16 protein-coding genes and 1 pseudogene are annotated in these 18,120 nt (G+C 74.0%); 7 read left to right on the top strand and 10 right to left on the bottom strand.

Annotation, left to right across the window (positions count from 1 at the left end; all coding sequences use genetic code 11):
* Positions 1 to 66 precede the first annotated feature (66 nt).
* Positions 67 to 4,980: a DNA-binding protein gene (locus tag AB0F82_RS35505; protein ID WP_362635192.1), complete on the bottom strand. Its 4,914-nt coding sequence runs from the start codon at positions 4,978 to 4,980 to the stop codon at positions 67 to 69.
* The gene (locus AB0F82_RS35500; protein WP_362635189.1) at positions 4,977 to 5,849 is read right to left on the bottom strand and encodes a DUF4132 domain-containing protein; all 873 of its coding nucleotides are present in this window, start codon (positions 5,847 to 5,849) and stop codon (positions 4,977 to 4,979) included. The genes AB0F82_RS35505 and AB0F82_RS35500 overlap by 4 nt, the downstream gene beginning before the upstream one ends.
* A gap of 202 nt (positions 5,850 to 6,051) precedes the next feature.
* Between AB0F82_RS35500 and AB0F82_RS35495 the strand changes: the two genes are divergently transcribed.
* Both AB0F82_RS35495 and AB0F82_RS35490 read left to right on the top strand, forming a co-directional pair.
* Positions 6,052 to 6,801, top strand: a complete 750-nt coding sequence (locus tag AB0F82_RS35495) for an HNH endonuclease family protein (protein WP_362635187.1) — start codon at positions 6,052 to 6,054, stop codon at positions 6,799 to 6,801.
* Positions 6,798 to 7,079, top strand: coding sequence for a hypothetical protein (locus AB0F82_RS35490; protein WP_356814308.1), 282 nt, complete (start codon positions 6,798 to 6,800; stop codon positions 7,077 to 7,079). The genes AB0F82_RS35495 and AB0F82_RS35490 overlap by 4 nt, the downstream gene beginning before the upstream one ends.
* Before the next feature lie 141 nt (positions 7,080 to 7,220).
* On the opposite strand, the gene AB0F82_RS35485 is transcribed toward AB0F82_RS35490, so the two are convergent.
* Positions 7,221 to 7,754: a GNAT family N-acetyltransferase gene (locus AB0F82_RS35485; RefSeq protein ID WP_362635183.1), complete on the bottom strand. Its 534-nt coding sequence runs from the start codon at positions 7,752 to 7,754 to the stop codon at positions 7,221 to 7,223.
* Positions 7,755 to 7,905: 151 nt separating this feature from the next.
* Between AB0F82_RS35485 and AB0F82_RS35480 the strand changes: the two genes are divergently transcribed.
* A complete protein-coding gene (locus AB0F82_RS35480) occupies positions 7,906 to 9,171 on the top strand; it encodes a molybdopterin-dependent oxidoreductase (protein WP_362635181.1) in 1,266 nt (421 codons plus the stop codon).
* 15 nt (positions 9,172 to 9,186) lie between these two features.
* Here AB0F82_RS35480 and AB0F82_RS35475 read toward each other — a convergent pair whose 3' ends face one another.
* Together AB0F82_RS35475 and AB0F82_RS35470 are read right to left on the bottom strand one after the other, a co-directional pair.
* A complete protein-coding gene (locus AB0F82_RS35475) occupies positions 9,187 to 10,347 on the bottom strand; it encodes an alpha/beta hydrolase family protein (protein WP_362635178.1) in 1,161 nt (386 codons plus the stop codon).
* An 89-nt stretch (positions 10,348 to 10,436) separates the two neighbouring features.
* Positions 10,437 to 11,423 carry an isopenicillin N synthase family dioxygenase gene (locus tag AB0F82_RS35470; RefSeq protein ID WP_362635175.1) on the bottom strand — a complete coding sequence of 329 codons (987 nt, stop codon included), beginning with the start codon at positions 11,421 to 11,423 and terminating at the stop codon, positions 10,437 to 10,439.
* 240 nt (positions 11,424 to 11,663) lie between these two features.
* Here AB0F82_RS35470 and AB0F82_RS35465 point away from each other — a divergent pair, with 240 nt between their 5' ends.
* Together AB0F82_RS35465 and AB0F82_RS35460 are read left to right on the top strand one after the other, a co-directional pair.
* On the top strand, positions 11,664 to 12,437 hold the full coding sequence (locus AB0F82_RS35465) for a VOC family protein (protein ID WP_362635210.1): 774 nt from the start codon (positions 11,664 to 11,666) through the stop codon (positions 12,435 to 12,437).
* 258 nt (positions 12,438 to 12,695) lie between these two features.
* Positions 12,696 to 12,884, top strand: a complete 189-nt coding sequence (locus AB0F82_RS35460; protein ID WP_030657858.1) for a DUF6381 family protein — start codon at positions 12,696 to 12,698, stop codon at positions 12,882 to 12,884.
* Between the two features lie 107 nt (positions 12,885 to 12,991).
* On the opposite strand, the gene AB0F82_RS35455 is transcribed toward AB0F82_RS35460, so the two are convergent.
* Complete coding sequence (locus AB0F82_RS35455; RefSeq protein WP_356814302.1) at positions 12,992 to 13,426, bottom strand: SMI1/KNR4 family protein; 435 nt, start codon at positions 13,424 to 13,426, stop codon at positions 12,992 to 12,994.
* Between the two features lie 9 nt (positions 13,427 to 13,435).
* Positions 13,436 to 14,815 (bottom strand): M64 family metallopeptidase, encoded by a 1,380-nt coding sequence (locus tag AB0F82_RS35450; protein ID WP_362635171.1) that lies wholly within the window; start codon positions 14,813 to 14,815, stop codon positions 13,436 to 13,438.
* Positions 14,816 to 14,955: 140 nt separating this feature from the next.
* Here AB0F82_RS35450 and AB0F82_RS35445 point away from each other — a divergent pair, with 140 nt between their 5' ends.
* Positions 14,956 to 16,332, top strand: coding sequence for a helix-turn-helix domain-containing protein (locus tag AB0F82_RS35445; protein WP_362635169.1), 1,377 nt, complete (start codon positions 14,956 to 14,958; stop codon positions 16,330 to 16,332).
* On the opposite strand, the gene AB0F82_RS35440 is transcribed toward AB0F82_RS35445, so the two are convergent.
* The 3 genes and pseudogenes from AB0F82_RS35440 to AB0F82_RS35430 all read right to left on the bottom strand — a co-directional run bounded on the left by AB0F82_RS35440 (position 16,295) and on the right by AB0F82_RS35430 (position 17,351).
* A complete protein-coding gene (locus AB0F82_RS35440; RefSeq protein WP_362635213.1) occupies positions 16,295 to 16,588 on the bottom strand; it encodes a hypothetical protein in 294 nt (97 codons plus the stop codon). The genes AB0F82_RS35445 and AB0F82_RS35440 overlap by 38 nt on opposite strands.
* A gap of 286 nt (positions 16,589 to 16,874) precedes the next feature.
* Positions 16,875 to 16,997, bottom strand: a pseudogene (locus tag AB0F82_RS35435) (TetR family transcriptional regulator); the annotation flags it as partial.
* A 108-nt stretch (positions 16,998 to 17,105) separates the two neighbouring features.
* Positions 17,106 to 17,351, bottom strand: coding sequence for a DUF6158 family protein (locus tag AB0F82_RS35430; RefSeq protein ID WP_356814294.1), 246 nt, complete (start codon positions 17,349 to 17,351; stop codon positions 17,106 to 17,108).
* A gap of 135 nt (positions 17,352 to 17,486) precedes the next feature.
* Between AB0F82_RS35430 and AB0F82_RS35425 the strand changes: the two genes are divergently transcribed.
* A complete protein-coding gene (locus AB0F82_RS35425) occupies positions 17,487 to 18,089 on the top strand; it encodes a TetR/AcrR family transcriptional regulator (protein WP_362635166.1) in 603 nt (200 codons plus the stop codon).
* Positions 18,090 to 18,120 lie beyond the last annotated feature (31 nt).

Here is an 18,120-nt window from a genome sequence, read left to right as displayed (position 1 = left end):
CGCGGGCCGGCGCGGCCCACCGTGACGGGTGGGCCGCGCGGGCCCCGCGTCGGGGTACCGGCCGGCTCAGCGGCGGCGGGCGCGGGTGCGCTTCACCTTCAGTTCCTGGAAGCGGGGGACGTCGCCCTCCCGGATCCGCTGCCAGGCGCGGCGGTAGAGCTCCGCGGCCGGTTCGGCCGGTGCCAGGACGCCCAGCAGTGGCCGGCCGCCGGCGGTGAGGCCGTACATCGGCAGCTTCCACTGCTCCACCGGCAGTGCCGGGGAGGGCATGTCGGCCCATCCGCCGGGCAGGAACAGCGAGCGTCCGGCCCGGCTGCGGTCGGCCGACACCACCAGGTCGGTGGCGGCCAGTTCGGCCCGGGCGGCCTTGATGCGGGCAGGCTTCCAGCCCGTCCACCGGGCGGTGTTGCGGTCGGTGGGGTCGGGCATGGCGAGCAGGGCCAGGTACAGGGCGGCCGCGTCGGCGCCCAGCCCGTACTCGGCGCCGACCTCCTCCACCAGCTCGGGAACCGATCGGCTCGGGTCCTGGGGCCACCACGTGCCGTCCGCGCCGACGGTGCCCGCCGCGGGGGCGCCCGGGTCGGCGAGCAGTGCGGCGAAGCGCGGGTCGTGGGCGGTCCGCAGGGCCCTCTCGACCACCAGGGGCTGCTGGTCGTCACCGCGCAGCGCCGGCAGGTACGGGTCGGAGCCGGTGGAGTCCAGCAGCGCCGGACGCACCGCCGGCTTGGGCTGGTCGTCGTGGGTGGCCATGACGACGGCGCCGTAACGCTCGTAGCCCTCGCCGGTCTCGGTCGGTGTTCCGGCGACCTTCCGGAAGTCGGGGAGGCTGGTGTAGTGGGCGACCTCCAGGAGCAGTTCGGGCGCGGCGAGGCGCTGCCGCACCGCGGTCAGTGCGGGCGGCAGGACCGCTCGTACGGGGTCGCCGGCCGGCAGCCGGTGGGCCAGCCATGCGCTCATGGCCAGGGTCGAGTTCAGGACCTGTGCGTTGAAGGGGTCGGGCACGGCCACGGCGGGTTCCACGTGGTCGCCCTTGACGGTCCACGGCACGTCGACGGAGAGCTCGCGGGAGGCGGCCGGGTCGAGCAGTGCGGCCAGCACGCGGTGGGCGGGCCATCCGCCGCGGACGGCGCGCGCGGCCTCCGTGGCCAGCCAGTCGGGGACGGGGGTGCGGCGGCCCACGCGCCGGTTCCACAGCTCCGCGGCGGCCGCCACGTCGGGGCCCTCGCTCCACAGGCGTGCCGGATCGGCGGGCAGCAGGGCCGCGACCAGGGCGCGCCGGACGTCCGCGCCGAGGCTCTTGAGCTCGTCACGGGCGTAGGCGGCGTCGGTTGCCTTGACGCCGAGGGTCGTGCGCACCTGCGCGGGCAGGAAGTTGCGGTCGTAGCTGTCGATGTGTGGGAGTCCCGCGACCACCAGGCGGGCGAGGGCGCCGCAGACCCCGGTGAGCCGGGAGAACTCCTCCGCGGCTTCCGGGCGGAAGGGCAGCGGGCCGTGCTCGGCGGCGGCGCCGAGGAAGGCGGTCAGCCAGCCGGGGCCGCGGTCGGGGTCGCCGAGGGGTGTCGCGCGGCGCACGGTGTAGGGGCCGGGGACGGTGAAGCGGCCGGTGGGGTCGTGGAGGAGGGCCCCGAACTCGTGGCCGTCGGGCACGGAGTCGCCGTGCTCGGTCATGGCGAGGACGGCTCCGCCTCCCAGCGGCAGCAGGCTGCGGTGGTAGACGTTGCGGCCGAGGCCGTCGGGGCCGGTCAGGTGGGATCGGCCGAGGTGGACCCGGACCTGGCGCCAGCTGCCGGCCGCGCCCTGCGCCGAGGCCATGCCGAGGGTGTCCACCTCGCCGAGCACGGTGAGGAGGGCAGCTCGCTGTTCGTCGGTGGTCGTCGCGGCGACGGCCCGGTAGGCGGCGGCCGCGGGCTGGTCCAGCAGTGGCGTCCAGGTGAAGGTGAAGTACGGCAGGGCGGGGGTGTCGAAGTGGAGCAGCCCGGGCACCCCGGCGGCGTCGGTGTCGGCGCGGGCGGCCCCGAGGAGGCTCAGGGTGCGGTGTGTGCCGTCGCTGTCGTCGTTGTGGCGGTAGTGGCCGTGGTCGAGCAGGCCGTTCAGGGCCGCGCCGAGGAGTTGGTCGGCGGGTCCGAGCTCGCGCTCCTCCTGGGGGGCGGTGTCCGCGTCGAGCCGGGCCGAGATCCCGTCCAGGGCCTTCTGCTGGGTGAGGGCGAACCGCAGGACCTCGACGATGCCGCCGATCAGCCTGGGGTCGGTGACCTGCGGCAGGGCCGCGCTCACCACGTCCGGAAGGTCGGTGGCCTTCGGTGCGGCGGCCGCCGCCTTGAGCAGGGCCCCGACGGTCTCGCGGTCGGCCGTGCGCAGCGCCATCGAGCCCTGCGGGTCGCGCGGGCGCAGGGCGTACCAGTGGGAGAGCGGCGGGAGGTCGACGCTGCCGGTGCTGAAGGGGGTGTCGTGGCGGTCGTTGCGGGTCTGGGCGGTGACGACGCCGTCGGGGTCGGTGAGGGACAGTTCGCGCCAGCTGTGCGAGAGGGCGCGCGGGCGGTCGTCGCCCGGGAAGGTGAGGGCCGCGACGGGCTTGTCCCCGCCTTCGGGGACGGTGACGGTGCGTCCGCCGGTGTCGGTGCCCGCCCAGCCGTTGTCGGGGAGGCGTACGGCGTGCCAGCCGAGGAGGCCGTCGACGGGTGCGCCCAGCACGGAGCCTTCCACGGTGGGCGTGGGCAGCAGCCGGCCGGAGTACCCGGAGGAGGCCTTGCAGCTGTACGCCCTGATGGTGTCGGCGAAGAACGCGGGCATGGAGGAGCGTCCGTAGGCGCCGCTCGCCGGGTCGTACTCGACCCAGCCGCTGTCGTTGTCGTGGTCGCGCTGCCGCCACACCCAGTACGAGGTGCCGTCGGACATCACCGGCCGCTCGTCGGGCAGCCGGGTGTCGCCGCGGTGCAGGACGCCGCCGCCGGTGGTGCGCCCGCCGCCGGGCAGCTGCAGGGAGAGGTGGTCGCTGCGCAGGGACCAGTAGTTGCGGTCGGTGTCGAGGGTGAAGACGGTGCCGGGCGAGGAGTGCCAGTAGCCCTCGACGCGGTTGGCGCTCCAGTCGGCCCAGAAGACGAGCAGTTCGCCGTCGACGTAGTGGAATCCCATGCGGCGGTGGGAGCCGGCCGGGACGCGCAGGTCGTGCGTGAGGACGGTGGAGTCGGCGTCGATGACGCGGACCTGGGCCGTGTTGGCGACGATCAGGTACGGCCAGGCCTCGACGACGATGAGGCCGTTGCGGTCCTTGCCGGGGGTCAGTTCGGCGACGGCGTTCTCCCAGGCGGGCCAGGCCAGTTCCTCGAAGAGGCCGCCGCGCAGGGTGCGGGCGAGGGTTTCCCCGAGGTCGGCGGCGGCCGCGGCGGCGACTTCCTCGGGGGCGAGCGCGAGCGCCTCGACGGGCAGCCAGGTCAGCCGCTCGATGGCCTCGGGGACTCCGGGGAGGCCGGCGGCGACGGAGGCGCGGGCGACCTCGCCCATCCACTCGGCCAGCAGGGGGCGCGCGCCGGGCGAGGCGGCGACGCGGCGGACGATGTCGGCCCCGCCGCTGCCGATGCCGTTCAGCGCCCGGCGGAAGGCGGGCTGGAAGCGGGTGTCCGCGGCGACCGCGGACAGGTCGCGTCGCTCGTCGCGGCCGGCCCAGTCGGACAGGTTCAGCGTGTCGTGGTGGTGCCGCGTGCCGTCTTCCCGGGGGGAGACGACGGGGACTTCGAGGGTGAGCAGAAGGTCGAGGAGGTCGGCGTCCTGGACGCCGATCCGCAGGCCGGCCTCCCGCCCGGGCCGGTCGAGTTCGGCGCGCAGCTGCGGGGCGCAGCGCTCGACGACGTCGAGCAGGACCGGGTTCGTGGGGCGGCGGCCCCAGCCGGAGCGGCGGGCGGTGGAGAAGCGCTCGAGCCAGCCGGCGGTGCCGTCGGAGCAGCGTTCCTCCTCGGGCAGGTTCCCGTCGGCGAGTCCGGCGGTGGCGCCGGACTCCTCCAGGACGTCCAGCCACAGGTCGATCAGGTCGACGTCGCCGCCGGGCGGGGTCAGGCCGAGGAGCGTGCCGCGTACGGCGGGGACGCGGCGGGCGAGCGCGACGAGGGCGCCGCGGTGGGCCTTCCACCAGCCGAGCGCGGCACGCAGGGTGGCGGGCAGGGGCAGCAGTTCGGCGAGGTAGTCCTGCTCGGGTTCGGTGCCGGTCAGGCCCGCGGCGCGGGCGAGGCGGCGCAGTTCGACGGCGGCCTGCGCGGAGGGCGGCAGACCGCCCGCGGTGCGGCGTACGCACAGGCGGCGGAAGCGCTCGTAGGCCTCGGCGGGGCTGACGCGGACGGCCAGGGCCTTGCCGTAGCCGGCGAGCACCTTCACCGGCAGGGCGCCGGCCAGCGCGAATTCGAGGAAGACGGAGTCGAGGCGGTCCTCGTCGACGGGCAGGCCGTGCTGGGCCTCGGCGGTGCGGGCGCGGCCGAACAGCTGGGCGGCGTAGGTGGTGTTCTCGACGGCGAGGAAGATGCGGGCGGCCTGCTCGTGGAAGAGGGGCAGGAAGTGCGGCACGGAGGCGGCGAGGCGCTCGGCCAGTTCGGTGCACGCGTCGAGCGCGGCCTTCGGCTTGGTCTTGGCCTGGCGGGCGACCCGGTCGAGTTCGGGGACGACGGCGAGGGCGTGGTGGCCGTCCTCGGGGTGGTGCACGAGGACCCATTCGGGGAAGCCGAGTGCCTGGCGCCGGCTCAGGCCGACGACGGGCGGCTCACCCTCGTCGCGTACGAGGCCCAGGAAGCCGGCGGCGAGGTCCTCGGCCGCGCCGAGTTCGGCGGCGGCGAGCCGGACGACGACGCGGTCCTCGTCCAGGCCGGGGTGGCGGTAGCTGCGGGCGGTCAGGTCGACGGCGTCGGCTCCGGCCCCGGTGGTGCCGTTGGGGAGGACGGCGCCGGCCTGCAGCAGCTCGGTCTCGGCCGTCCCGGTGTTTCTCAGGTTCTTGCTCATGCGTTCCCGCCCTCCTCGATCTTGCGCCCGGCGTACAGTGCCGCGGCCATCCGCATTCCCTCGGACCAGGCCACCGGTCCGACCTTGGCCAGCGTCACCGCCCGGCCGTCCTCGTCGTGCCAGCTCAGCGCGCCGGTGGTGGTCTCGTCGTCGTAGTACGGCTCGCCGATCCACACCGCCGCCTCCGTGCCGGAGCCGGCTCCCGCGTCGCGGACCTTGCAGGTGGCGTAGCCGCCGGAGACCCGGTAGCCCAGGGCGGTCGCGCGGGCGGCGAGGCTGAACCGGGTGGGGAAGACCCCGCCCGCGTAGTCGCGGACCTCGGTGGCGGTGGCGGAGACCTCGTCGGGCTTGCGCCAGGTGGCGCGGTGGATCTGCTCGACCTGCTGCACGATGCCCAGCTCGGCCGCGAACTCCCGTACGTCGTCCAGGTCGGGCAGCAGCACCGGGTGGGGCAGGGTCACCGTGCGCGGGGAGAGCCGTACGGTCTCGCCGTCAAGGTTGACCACCTTGAGCTCGCCCGACGCGGTGGCGTCCCGCAGGAAGCCCACCTCGTCGGGGTCGTCGCCGACGACGGCCAGGTCGCGCAGGGCGTTCTGCCAGGCGTCGTCGGGCCAGACCCGGGCGAGCAGTTCGGTCGGGACGGGCAGCGAGGACACCATCCAGCCGTCGACCTGGGCGACGCAGGCCGCCGCGTGCCGGTCGAGCCATTCGGCGAGCCGGCGCAGCCGGTCCACCTCGGGATGGTCCTTCAGTGCCTTGGGCAGCGTCTTCAACTGCCGTCCCGCTGCCCGGCCGGTGACGGACCTCGCCGCCACCCGCCCCTCCACCAGGGCGATCTCGTACCCCTCGCCCGCCGCCAGCCATGCCATCAGACTGTGCCCCTCCGCCTGTCCCGTACGTGTTTCCGCGCAGCCCTGACAGGGGGAGCAAACCCCCGTGAGCTGCGGTATGTCGGGAGACTAGCGAGGGCCACTGACAACGCCCGCCGGAGGGGCCTCCATAAGTTGAATGTCCGGTTCTGGGTAGGCTTTCCGGGACAGTGGCGGAGCGGTTCGGGCTCGGGGTGGGGTTATGGGACGTCAGATACGTGTACCGGGCGTGCTGCTGGCCGCCCTGCTGCTGGCGGCCGGGGCAGGCTGCTCCGGTCCGGCCGGTCCGGCCGGTCCGGACGCGCCGGGCGGCGGGGACGCCAAGCCGAAGCCGTCCGACTCCCGGGCCGCGCCGCCGGCCGGGGGTCCCGCGGGCGGGGCGCCGGCCGGCGGGGACGTCCTGCCCGGCATGGTCACCACCGCCGTCGCCCGAACCCGGCTGGCCGCGCTGAAGGTGGCTCCGGTGGGCTCGATGGCCGGCTACAGCAGGGCCCGGTTCACGCACTGGGCGGAGCAGGGCGACAAGTGCGACACGCGCGAGACAGTCCTCGAACGGGACGGCACCGCGGTGAAGCGGGACGGCGAGTGCCGCGCCGTGTCGGGTACGTGGAAGAGCCTGTACGACGGGGTGGTCGTCACCGAGGCGGGCGAACTGGACATCGACCACATCGTGCCGCTCGCCGAGGGCTGGCGCTCCGGCGCGTCCGGCTGGGACGCCGCCCGCCGCAAGGCTTTCGCCAACGACCTGGCCCATCCTCAGCTGCTGGCGGTCACCGCGGCCTCCAACCGGTCGAAGGGCGACCAGAGCCCCGACCTGTGGCAGCCGCCGGACCGTTCGAGCTGGTGCCAGTACGGACGTGCCTGGACCACCGTCAAATCCGCGTACGAACTGACCGTCACCGAGCCGGAGAAGAAGATGCTCACCACGATGCTGGACACCTGCGCCTCATGACCGGGGCGGAGCGGTGGCAGGACGACGTGCTCGCCGGGCCGGGCGGCGCCATGACCGACGAGGTCGGCGTCATCACCGGCCCGCTGACCCTGCGCACCACCGTGACGGGCGGAGGGCTGGTCCGGTTCGACGTCCAGTACAAGGACGCCGACGAGTGGTACACCCTCACGGGCAGCCCCCGGCCCCATCACGGCGCCCCGGCCGCACTGCACGCCGCGGCCGTCGCCGCGGTCCGTGCGGGCGGCGGGGCCGTCGCCCCCGGCGGCGGCCCCGCCTGAGGCGGGCCGAGGGTCTCCGGTGCGCTGCTTTCCGGCACCTTCGGCGGCCGTGGTGAGAGCAGCACCATGTCCGGCGCCGGCAAGACCTACGCGTACGGGAGCGGGCCGGCCGACCCCCGGGTCGTCCGATCGGCTGATGAGCTAGCCCTCGTACTGCGTGAGGTCGATGCCGTAAACCTCCACGGCGTGCCCGTAGCGGGGGTCGGTGGTCTCGCGTTCCCGCACCATGTCCAGCTTGCGGATCACGTTCTCGGAGGCGGCGTCACCGAGCCGGTTGACGGCGACGACGCGGTCCAGGCCGCGGTCCTGGAGGGCGAATTCCAAGGTGGCGTGGGCGGCTTCGGAGGCGTAGCCCTGGCCCCAGTACTGGCGGCCGAGCAGCCAGCTGATCTGTACGTCGGCCCGCGCGTCGGGCAGGTCCTCCAGGACCGAGAGGCCGACGGCTCCGATGAGCTCCCCGGAGCCGAGGAGCTCGACGGCGAAGAGCCCGAAGCCCTCCTCGTCCCACTCCTCCTCCCAGCGCTCGATCGCCTCGGCCGTCTCGTCGAGGCCGAGGGTGGAGCCGTCGCCGATCCAGCGCATCACCTCGGGGTCGGCGTGGATCTCCGAAAGGGGGACGAGGTCGTCGTCGGTCCAGAGGCGGAGGAGGAGGCGGGGGGTACGGATCTCGGTCATGTGCCACATCCTGCCGAAATTCGCCGGACCAGCGGTAATCGGCCGTTGCGGCTGTGTTGCGGGTTCGTGGCCGTCCGGCGGGGAAGCTTTCCGCGGTTCGCCCCGGGCCGCTACGGTCCGTCGGGAACCGCGACCTAGGAGTGACCCTGCCATGCCGCTCGATATGTCGGACGAGAGCCGCTACGACCGTACCCGCCTGCGGCAGTGGACCCGCGGCCGAGCCCGCTCCGCCGGGGTGGACCGCCGTGGTCTGCTGAAGCTGTTCGCGGTGGGAGCCGCGGCCGGATCGCTGGGGGTGGCGGCGGCCGGTACGGCCTCGGCGGCAGGTCCGGAGGCCGCGCCCGGGATCCTCAAACCGCTGCCGCCCGAGCTGTTCACGATCCGCGGGACGAACGCGGAGACGAACTTCGCCGCGCTGCGGGGTACGGGCCGGCTCACCCCGGTCGACCGCTTCTTCGTGCGCAACCACACCTCGACCCCGCGCATCGACGCCGGCGCGTGGCGGCTGAAGGTGTGGGGCGACGGGCTCGCGGGCGGCCCGGTGGAGTTCTCGTACGAGCAGCTCCGGGCCCTGCGGGCGGTCGAGCGGACGCTGTTCATCGAGTGCGCGGGCAACGGCCGGAGCTTCTACTCCACGCAGCAGGGCCAGCCGGTGACCGGTACGGCCTGGACACTGGGCGCGATCGGTGTCGCGCACTGGCGCGGGGCGCGGCTGTCGGACGTGCTGCGGCTGGCGGGGGTGACCCGGGGTGCGGTCGACGTCCTGCCGCGCGGGCTGGACGACGAGGTGGTGGCGAACGGGGTGAACCTGGGCCGCGTGCGGCGTCCGCTGCCGGTGACGAAGGCGCTGGACGACGTCCTGCTCGCCTACGAGATGAACGGGCGTCCGCTGCCGCCCGACCACGGCGGTCCCGTCCGCCTGGTGGTCCCGGACTGGGTGGGCATCTCGTCGATCAAGTGGGTCGGTGACATCGAGGTGAGCGGCGAGGCGCTGTACTCGCCGTGGAACACGGACATGTACCGGCTGTTCGGTCCCGGGCATCCGGCGGAGGGCAGCGCCCCGCTCACCCGGCAGACCCTCAAGAGCGCCTTCGAGCTGGAGTTGGGCGCCACCGTTGCGGTGCACCGGACTCGGCTGCTGACGGGCCGTTCGTGGTCCGCCGCCGCCCCCGTGACCCGGGTCGAGGTCAGTACGGACGGCGGCGGCGACTGGCGGCGCGCCCGGGTGCACGATTCCCCGCAGCGGGGCGGCTGGGTGCGCTGGTCGGTGCCGTGGACCCCGCGGACGACGGGTGCTACCGCGCTGCTGGCCCGGGCGAGCGACGGGACCGGGCGTACGCAGCCGGAGACGGCGGTCCACAACACGCAGGGCTACCTCTTCGACGCGGTGGTGCGCCACCCGGTGATGGTGGTCTGAGCCTGCTCGGACGGCCTACGGAGCGTGGAAGCGGACCTCCGGGGCGCCGGCGGAGGGGCCGTCCAGGACGGGCCGGGACTCCCCGCGCAGGTGCCGGTCGAGGAAGGCGCCGACGTAGCGGCGGGTCAGTTCGACGGAGCGGGCGCCGGGCAGCGGGGTCTCGGGGTCGTTCAGGCCCAGCTGCTCGCCGATGGCCGGGAAGTCGCTGAAGGTGAAGTGGCCGGAGCCGTCGAAGGTGATCCAGCGCTTCCAGCCGTCGAGCAGCGGCCAGTCGCGGTCCCAGGTCGCGTTGCCGCCCGGGCCCCGCTGCTGGGCGCCGAGGAGCAGGAAGGGGCGCCCGCCCAGTCCGTTGGCGGGTACGGGGGTGGCGTTGCCGCCGTCCATGTTCACCCCGGCGCGGATCCTCGGGTCGGCCGCCATCGCGGCGATCGCCGAGGCGCCGCCGATGGAGTGGCCCGCCATCGCGATGCGGCCGGGGTCGATCAGGCCCGCGTGGCGCCAGGCGGGGTGGGGTCCGGTGAGGCGGTCCAGCAGGAAGGACACGTCGCGGGCGCGGTTGTCGCTCACCGCCCGCATACCGGTCTCCTCGGCCTTGTCGCAGGCCAGGCAGGTGAGCACGCGGCCGCCGGGGAAGGCGGTGCCCACGCTCTCGTGGGCGTGGTCGACCGCGGCGACGACGTAGCCGCGGGAGGCGAGGTCTTCGGCGAGCGCCGTGAGGGTGGCGCGGTGGACGGTGAAGCCCGGTGAGAGGACGACCAGCGGGTGGCGTCCGGCGACGGGGCGGGCGCCGGTCCGCGAGGCGCTCGCGGTACCGGCCAGGGTCTCGACGGGGACGGCCTGGTCCAGTCCCCTGTCGACGAGGAGCAGGCGGGCCTCCTCGCGGGTGAGGTAGCGCGCGGCGCTGCCGGTGTCGCGCCGGGCCGGGTAGCGCATGGTGACCATCAGTTCGCGCGGTCCGGAGCCGGCCCAGGGGTCGGTCCGGCTGCGGTCGACCAGGTGCAGGTCTTCCCGGCCGACCGCGAACCGGCCGGTGGGGTGAGGGAGTTGGACCGCTGGGCGGCTGCGCTCGGCCGTGGCCGGGGAGTCCGCCGCGGCGGCGGTACCGGCGGCGGCGAGCGGGAGCGGCAGGAGGAGGGCGAGTAAGGCGGCTGCTGCGGCCGTTCGGCGTCGTGTCATGGAACGGACGCTATGCACGGTGGCCGCGGCGGTCGTCACCTTTCCGGTTGATCCGGGCGTAGCCCTTGGGGAGGGCTCCGCACCGTTTGTCACTCCGAAGTATCAACACCTGCGGGGACGCTGATGGCCCGGAGCTTCTCCCGCAGATACGTGTGGGAGTCGACGGGGTCGTGCACCACCCGGCCGATGGGGGCGGGGAGGGATTCCACCCGGGTGTGCGCGTCGCACTCGTAGAAGTAGACGAGGGAGATCAGTTCCTCGGCCGGCGTGTCGGCGGGCGGGGGCAGCACGCGGTGGCGGCCGGCCCGCCAGCGGTCGCCGGTCCAGCGGGCCATCAGGTCGCCGATGTTGACGGTGAGCGCGGCCGGGTCGTAGGGCGCGTCCTGCCAGCCGTCGGCGTCGGTGTGGATCTGGAGCCCGCCCGAGCCGAGCTGGCGGTCGAGGACGGTGACCGTGCCGAAGTCGGTGTGGGCGCCGATGCGGAACTGTCCCGGCAGGGGGGCGCCGACGGTCTCCGTACCGGGGTACCAGTTGAGGTTGAACCCCCAGGTGGGGTGTCCGGTGTGGCGCGTGAAGTGGTCCTGGTCGAGTCCGAGGGCGGTGGCGAGGAGTTCCAGCAGTTCGTCGGAGAGGGCCCGCATCCGTGCCAGGTATTCCGTGACCAGGGGGCGCAGCTCCGGTACCTCCTGCGGCCAGGTGTTGGGCCGGAACCATTCGGCGTCCACGGCGGGGTCCCCGGTCGGTTCGTCGGCCGCGAAGGACCAGGACTCCTTGAGGTCGGGCGGCGAGGCCGTGCCCTCCGCATAGCTGTTGGCCTCGGCCCCGGGTCCCAGCCAGCCCCGGCCGCCGACCGTGACGGCGTAGGGCTCCTTCATGGCGGCCGGGAGCCGGAAGAACGCGCGGGCCGTGTCCCGGATCCGTGCGGGGAGCGCGGGGTCGACGCCGTGGCCGGTCACGAGCAGGAATCCGGCCGCGCGCAGGGCCTCGTCGACGCGGGCGGCCGTACGGGCGCGTTCTCGCGGCCCGCCGGACCGCCACGGCCCGAGATCGATCACGGGAACCTGGGATCCGGCCATGGGAGACCTGCCTTTCGACGCTGCGCGGTGGTGTCCGGGACCGAGGCTATCGCCGCGCACGACCGCAGGGATTGGCACGGAAAGTGATTCTCGGCCACTTTGTGTGTGCATCGGCGACCGCCGACCGCGAGGATCGTCACGATAGGGACCAGAATGGAACGACGGGGTGCCTGAGGGACGGAGCGTGCGGTGGAGATTTCGACACGGGAGGTCTTCGGGGCGCCGTGCTGGGTGAGCCTGATGACGCGCGATCTCGGGACGGCCCAGCGCTTCTACCGTGCGGTGGCCGGCTGGCGCTTCCGGCCGGCCCGCCTCGGCGAGGCCTTTACGGTGGCGTTCCTCGATCGTGTCCCGGTGGCGGGCATCGGGGCGCTGGCCGCGGACCTGGGCGTCGCGGCGGCGTGGACCCCGTACTTCGCCGTGGACGACGCCGACGCGGCGGTGGACCGCATCCGTGAGCGGACGGGCACCATCGCGGTCGGTCCGGTCTCCTTCGAGTCCGGGGGCCGCGCGGCGCTCGTCGCCGACCCGGACGGTGCGGTCTTCGGGATCTGGGAGGGGGACGTCGCCGCGGACTGGCGGGCCGGCAAGGGCCCCCTGCCGGCCTGGCTGGAACTGCGTACCAGGAACGCCTTCGACGCGGCGATGTTCTACGGCGCGGTGCTGGAGTGGGCCACCGACCGCCCGGGCTGCTGCGCGGTCTCCTACGAGGAGGACCAGGTCGTCCTGCGGCAGAACGGCGAGCCCGTGGCCCGGCTGAACAGCGGTCCCGTCGAGCTCGCCTCCTACTCGCCGCACGCCCGGCCGCGCTGGCACGTGCATTTCCGCGTGCCCAGGCTCCGGCCGGCGATCGAGGCGGCCGTCATGCTCGGGGGGCGCATGGTCTCGGACATCACCTCGAACGCGGCGGAGCGGTGGGTGACGCTCCGCGACCCGGACGGGGCGCTCTTCACCCTCACCACCGGGCTGGGGGCGGACTCGGACGAGGACCTCGCCCGGCCGGGGCTGTACTGACCGGACGCGCTGCGGTGCCGCTCGGCCGAGGGCGCCGGCATCGCCGATCGCCGCCGCCGGCGTCGCCGATGGCGGCGCCCTTCCGATGGTGCCGATCGTGCGCTGGGCCGACCGTGTGGTGTCGGCGGACGCCGACAGCCCCTCGGACGGCAGCGGCCGTCGGCGGCGGATCACCTTGGGTGACGGTTCGAGATGCGGGTGCCCGGCAGTGCTGGTTCGCTGAATCCGCCTGCTCTACCCCAGACGCAAGGAGCGATCATGAGCGTTTCAGGCGAGTCCCGCGGCCGGTCCCAGCAGATGCGCACCAAGGCCAAGGAGCTGAACGAGGCCGCCGAGCGGTCCACCGATCCTGAGGAGCGCCGCCGGCTGAAGGAGAAGGCCCGCCGTCTGCAGGAGCAGAGCGAGCAGGAGAGCCGTATGGACGACCGGGGCATGGACCCGATGTAGCCTGCGCGCCCCTCCGTACTCACCGCGCCCCGGCCGGTGGCCGCCGCGACCCACCGTCGCCGCGGCCACCGGCCGCCGCGCGCCTGCCTCGCGCCTGCCTCGCGCGGCTACCGGTACCACTCGTCCCCACCGCCGGCCAGCGACCGCCCGAGGTAGTCCCGCAGGTCCCGGGCGACCCACCGTCGGCTGTCGTCCTCGTGCTCCCACACGAAGATGTCGTCCCGTTCGGGGGTGCGGACGAAGGCGAACCGGTCACCGCCGCCGTTGTCGGCGAAGAAGAGCAGGGCGTCGAACGGCATGTAGAGCCGGGCGAAGCCGGGGTCCGACCGGAAGTGGAGGTTCTCCTCGACGATCTGGTCCAGCGGCCAGACCGTGTCGGTCCCGTGGTGCCCGATGACTCCGTCGGTCTCCCCCAGCAGCCCCACCAGCGCGGCGGGCAGCGGCCCTCCGAGCCGCCGCTCCGCGCCGGCCACGGCGGCCGCCCCGGCGGGCTCTGCGAACCCGACATCTTCGTACGCCTCAACCGCGGCCTCTTTCCACATGCGTGCAGCCTAGAGCCGTACCTTCCACTCCACCGTGGAGCGGAGCGTGCGGGCGGTCTTCGGGTCGCGGACCGACGGCGTGCGGTCCTCGGCCGTCACCGACAGGCGGTGGGTCCGGAGGTCGAAGAGCCACAGCTCGGCCACGGACACCTCGGTGCGCCCCTCGAACCGCCTCAGTTCCCTGCCGTCCAGGTACCAGCGGACCACGAGCTGCCGGCCGTCCGCTCCGGCCAGCTTCGGGACGGCGACCTTCGCCGTGTGGCGCAGCCGCAGGGTCCGGTCCGTCGGGGTGAGCGCGGTGGCGACCTTCGCGTGCTGGTAGAACCCCGCGATCATCGACTCGACGCCGGGCAGGTTGAAGGGCTTGCCCAGGACCCGCATGAGCGAGTTGTCGGTGGGCCGGTACAGCCCCGTCACGTAGTAGTTGCCGCCCTCGTACGCCCCGACCGTGCCGCCGTCCGGCGACTCCTCGCCGAGCCAGCGGTACCACTTGGCCCGCTGTGCGGCCATCCGGTCGGCGGGCAGGCCGGAGCTGTTGGATTCGACGGGTTCTGGCCCGGTGTACTTCTCGTAGTCCGGCACGCCCGGGTAGAAGTACTCGTCGGCGAGCTTGCCCAGCGAGTGGCCGGTCTCGTGGATGGCGACCTGGCCGGACTTCGGGTGGCCGGCCGAGGCGGTCGATATGCCCTCGTAGCCGAGGGTGGCGCTGGGCTCGTTGTAGCCGGCGCCCCCGTACTTGGCGCTGTTGGCCAGGACGATGACCAGGTCGGCCGCCGGCGCCTTCGCCACGTACGCGTCGACCTTGGGCTGGTCGATGCAGAGCAGCCGCTCGATGTCGTCGCACCAGAAGTAGGAGCCGAGGGCGGTGTCGCGGACGGTCGCCGGCTCCGGATCGCCGGAGACGCCCGATTCGCGGGAGACCGCGTCGACCGTCCAGACGTTGAACAGGCCGCGGTAGGTGGTGTACGGCTCGACGGCCGCCACCTCGGCCCACTTCTGCTCGGCGTCCGCGTGGAACCGGGGCAGTTCGGCGGCGGTGTAGCCGTCGCCGATGACGACGACGTCGAGCCGGTCGGCGGTCGGGCCGTTGTCGATGATCTTGGTGACCTCGCCGTCGGCCGACCGCTCGGCCTCGGTGAGCCGGCCCGCGCTCTTCGCGGGGCCGCCCGCCGACGGCACAAGGGCGTGCCCGGATCCGGCGTCGCCGCCCTGTTCGGGCCCGGGGATCTCGACCTCCACCCGGGTCCCGGCCGGGCCGTCGGCGGTGTCCGCCGCGTCCGCCGGGCCGGCGGCCACCAGCGCGGCGGTCGCGCAGACCATTGCGAGCGCCGCGCGCAGTGCCGGACGCCGCACCCGTCGTCCGGACGACGCACCTCTGACCGGATCCATGAAGTCTCCCCCCGAGAAAGGAAGTTAAGCCGATTGATAAGCGTATTGAATCGGCTGCTTAAACTAGGCGGCGCACGGGAGGTGCGCAATGGCGTTCTCCGGTTGAATACTGGGGAGTTCGAGCAACCAGGGGGGATTCCATGGACGAACCGGACCAGATCGGGCGCAGGGTCCAGCGCATGCGGGTCGAACGCGGGCTGACCCAGAAGCAGTTGGCCCACCCCTCCTACACCTCGGCCTACATCTCCACCCTGGAGTCCGGCAAGGTGCGCCCCTCCGAGACCGCGCTGCGCTTCCTCGCCGCCCGCCTGGGCACCTCGTACGAGGAGCTGGCCACCGGCCGCCCCGCCCATCTGGCCACCGAGCTGCGGCTCGCCCTCACCGACGCGCAGCGCACCCTCGCCACCGGCGCGGCCGAGGAGGCCGCCGCGCGCTACCGCCGGCTGCTCACCGAGGCGGAGGAGCTCGGGCTCGTCCCCGAACAGGCGCAGGCCCGCCTCGGACTCGGTGAGTGCGCGCTCGAGTCCGGTGAACTTCCCGCCGCGATCGGCCACTTCGAGGAGGCCGAACGCCTCCTGGCCGACGAGCCGCTACCGCTCCGGGCCCGTCCCGTGCGCGGCCGGGCCGTGGCGCACCTGCTCGCCGGCGAGCTGCGCTACGCCTGCTACCTCTTGGAGTCCGCCATCGACGAGCTGGGCGCGAGCGGGCTGGCCGACCCCGACGCGCTGGTCCTTCTGCACGCGGCGGTCATCGGGCCGTACATGGACATGGGCGCCCACGCCCGCGCCGCCCACTCGGCGGAACTCGCCCTCGCCATGGCGCCGCGGGTCAGTGATCCGGCGCTGGTGGCGGGCATGCACCGGCAGGTGGCGCGGACCTTCCTCGCCGAGGGGCGGATGGCCGAGGCCGACGCCTCCCTGGCCAAGGCGCAGGCGATCTACGGCCAGCTGCAGCTGAGCACCGATCTGGCGCACTGCCACTGGATGCGCGGCTACGTGCTGGCCCAGAACGGCGAACTGGGGCCGGCGGAAAGGGAGCTGCGCACGGCCCGGGACATGCTGTCGGCCCGGCGGGCGGGCCTGTACACGGCTCAGGTGGAGGTGGAACTGGCGGACGTACTGCGTCGGCTGGGCCGGCAGGAGGAGGCCGCGGGGCTGCTCGCCGCGCTGCTGGACCTCGGCAACAGCCATGGCGCGGTGCACGCCGGCGGCGCGCACCGGCTCCTCGGCCTGATGGCCGAGGAGCGCGGCGAGTCGGAATCCGCCGAGGAGCACTACGTACAGGCCCTGGCCCTGTTGGAGCGCAGCGGGGCGACGGGCGATCTCGCCGATCTGTGCCGGCTGCTGGGCGACCTGTTGCGGCGTACGGGCCGGGTCGAGGCGGCGATGGACGCCTACCGCACGGGGCTGGGGCACCGGGCGGCGCCGGGCACCACCACCCTGGGGCCGGCGCCGGCCGCCGCCTTCCGACCCGCCCGGATCAGTGGTTCTCGGTGGGCCGGAGATCGCGCGGAATGAGCGCCCAGCTCGTGGCCGCCGCGGCGACGGCGAGGCCGCCGGCCATGAGGAACGCCGGGGTGATGGCGAGGGTGTAGGCGTGCGAGGCGGTGTCGAGCAGGGCCCGGCCGACGGAGCCGCCCAGTCGTTCGGCGATGTGCGCGGCCTCTCCGACGGAGTCCCGTGCGGCGGCCGCGGTGGGGCCGTCCAGTTCGAGGTCGGGCAGGTTGCCCCGGTAGAGCGCTGCCGCGGTCGAGCCCAGGACGGCGACGCCCATGGCGGAGCCGAGTTCTTAGCAGGTCTTGCCGCCCCAGCCGCTGGCCGAGGGCGAGGAAGGCGAGGGCCCGCTGGTCCTGCCGGTCCACGCCGGCCCGGAACGCGGGGTCCGCGAGCACGGTGGCGTCCCGTGAGGTGAAGCCGTAGAGGTGGGCTGCGGGCAGCAGCGCGACGACCAGTTCCTCCAGGGCGGCGTCGAAGGCAGTGGCGTCGGCGTTCTGCGCCGGGTCGAGCGGGGCCAGGCAGCCGTCGACCACCTCGATCGCCCGCACCGCGACCGCTTGCAGCAGGGCCTCGCGGGTCGCGTAGCGACGGCTCAGCGTGGCGCGGCTCGTCCCGATTCCGGCGGCGATCTGCACCATCGAGGCGCTGTGGTCTCCGGCGAGGACGCGGGCGGCGCTGTCGAGCATTTCTTCTTCGTGCACCATGGTGAGCCTCCTACGCCTCGAACGATACAAGATTGTCTCATTCGAGGCATAGGAAGCCCACCCGCCGCCATGCGGCCGATGGGTCCGGTGTCAGTGCTCGCCCTCGGTGCGGGCGCGGGCGCCCGATCGGGTGCGGGAGGCGGTCTGGGCCCGCTGCGGGTGGCGGCGCACGTACTCGTGCTCCAGCTCGTTCATCCGCTTCGTATGGGTGATCAGGGCATCGTCGGACCCGTGCAGCAGGGTCTCGTGGCGCGTGCGGTGGATGGCCTCCAGCTCCTTGAGCAGCCGGCCTTCCTCCAGGTCCTGCGCCGACGGACCGCCGTCGTGCTCCGTCATGGCACGTGCACCTCCTCGTCGGACCCCCGCCCAGTCCATCATCCTCCGCACCGCGCCGCGCGTCCTCGCCAACCACCCCACCGCCCCGGACGCAGCGAGTAGACACTGTCTACGCACACTGATAGACAGAGGTCCATGGACCAGGAGAGACCCCTTCGGGAACGGCTGATCGACGTCGGCGCGGAACTCGTCATGAGCGAGGGCACCGGCGCCCTCGGACTACGGGAGATCGCCCGCCGTGCGGGCGTCTCGCACGGCGCGCCGCGCCGGTACTTCCCCACCCACCACTCCCTGCTGTCGGCGATCGCCCGGCGCGGCTTCGCCGATCTCGGCGAGCGGTTCGCGCAGGTGGCGGCCGGAGCGAGGAACTCCACCCCGCGGGAACGGGTCCGGGCGATCGGCTGCGCCTACGTCGGCTACGCGCTGGAGCACCCCGGGATGTTCGAGCTGATGTTCCGGCACGACCTGCTGGACAGTGCGGGACAGGACCCCTCGGAGGAACCGCGGCTGCGCGAGTCGACCCTCCCGCTGTTCGCCCTGCTCGTCGCGCTCGCCGGCCGGTGCGGGGCCGAAGAGCCCTCCGTCACCGCCGCCGCCCTGTGGGCCAACCTGCACGGCGTGGCACAGCTGTGGCTCTGGGGCAGCCTGCCGCTGGTCCTCGGCGAGAACCGGGCCGCGGGCGTCGAACGGCTGGTGGACGCCGCCGTCGCCGCGCACCTCGGGGGTGCCCCGGCGTGAGGCAGCGGATCTCACTGCTCGTCAGCGTGGC

Origin of the sequence: Streptomyces virginiae, assembly GCF_040638905.1 — a bacterium.
Lineage (GTDB): Bacteria > Actinomycetota > Actinomycetes > Streptomycetales > Streptomycetaceae > Streptomyces > Streptomyces virginiae_B.
This window is presented reverse-complemented; position numbering and strand designations above follow the sequence as displayed.

Bases quoted from the DNA above. Each gene is read 5' to 3' on its own strand.
- AB0F82_RS35505 (WP_362635192.1), bottom strand. From the start codon at position 4,980: ATGAGCAAGAACCTGAGAAACACCGGGACGGCCGAGACCGAGCTGCTG.
- AB0F82_RS35500 (WP_362635189.1), bottom strand. From the start codon at position 5,849: ATGGCATGGCTGGCGGCGGGCGAGGGGTACGAGATCGCCCTGGTGGAG.
- AB0F82_RS35495 (WP_362635187.1), top strand. From the start codon at position 6,052: ATGGGACGTCAGATACGTGTACCGGGCGTGCTGCTGGCCGCCCTGCTG.
- AB0F82_RS35490 (WP_356814308.1), top strand. From the start codon at position 6,798: ATGACCGGGGCGGAGCGGTGGCAGGACGACGTGCTCGCCGGGCCGGGC.
- AB0F82_RS35485 (WP_362635183.1), bottom strand. From the start codon at position 7,754: ATGACCGAGATCCGTACCCCCCGCCTCCTCCTCCGCCTCTGGACCGAC.
- AB0F82_RS35480 (WP_362635181.1), top strand. From the start codon at position 7,906: ATGCCGCTCGATATGTCGGACGAGAGCCGCTACGACCGTACCCGCCTG.
- AB0F82_RS35475 (WP_362635178.1), bottom strand. From the start codon at position 10,347: ATGACACGACGCCGAACGGCCGCAGCAGCCGCCTTACTCGCCCTCCTC.
- AB0F82_RS35470 (WP_362635175.1), bottom strand. From the start codon at position 11,423: ATGGCCGGATCCCAGGTTCCCGTGATCGATCTCGGGCCGTGGCGGTCC.
- AB0F82_RS35465 (WP_362635210.1), top strand. From the start codon at position 11,664: ATGACGCGCGATCTCGGGACGGCCCAGCGCTTCTACCGTGCGGTGGCC.
- AB0F82_RS35460 (WP_030657858.1), top strand. From the start codon at position 12,696: ATGAGCGTTTCAGGCGAGTCCCGCGGCCGGTCCCAGCAGATGCGCACC.
- AB0F82_RS35455 (WP_356814302.1), bottom strand. From the start codon at position 13,426: ATGTGGAAAGAGGCCGCGGTTGAGGCGTACGAAGATGTCGGGTTCGCA.
- AB0F82_RS35450 (WP_362635171.1), bottom strand. From the start codon at position 14,815: ATGGATCCGGTCAGAGGTGCGTCGTCCGGACGACGGGTGCGGCGTCCG.
- AB0F82_RS35445 (WP_362635169.1), top strand. From the start codon at position 14,956: ATGGACGAACCGGACCAGATCGGGCGCAGGGTCCAGCGCATGCGGGTC.
- AB0F82_RS35440 (WP_362635213.1), bottom strand. From the start codon at position 16,588: ATGGGCGTCGCCGTCCTGGGCTCGACCGCGGCAGCGCTCTACCGGGGC.
- AB0F82_RS35430 (WP_356814294.1), bottom strand. From the start codon at position 17,351: ATGACGGAGCACGACGGCGGTCCGTCGGCGCAGGACCTGGAGGAAGGC.
- AB0F82_RS35425 (WP_362635166.1), top strand. From the start codon at position 17,487: ATGGACCAGGAGAGACCCCTTCGGGAACGGCTGATCGACGTCGGCGCG.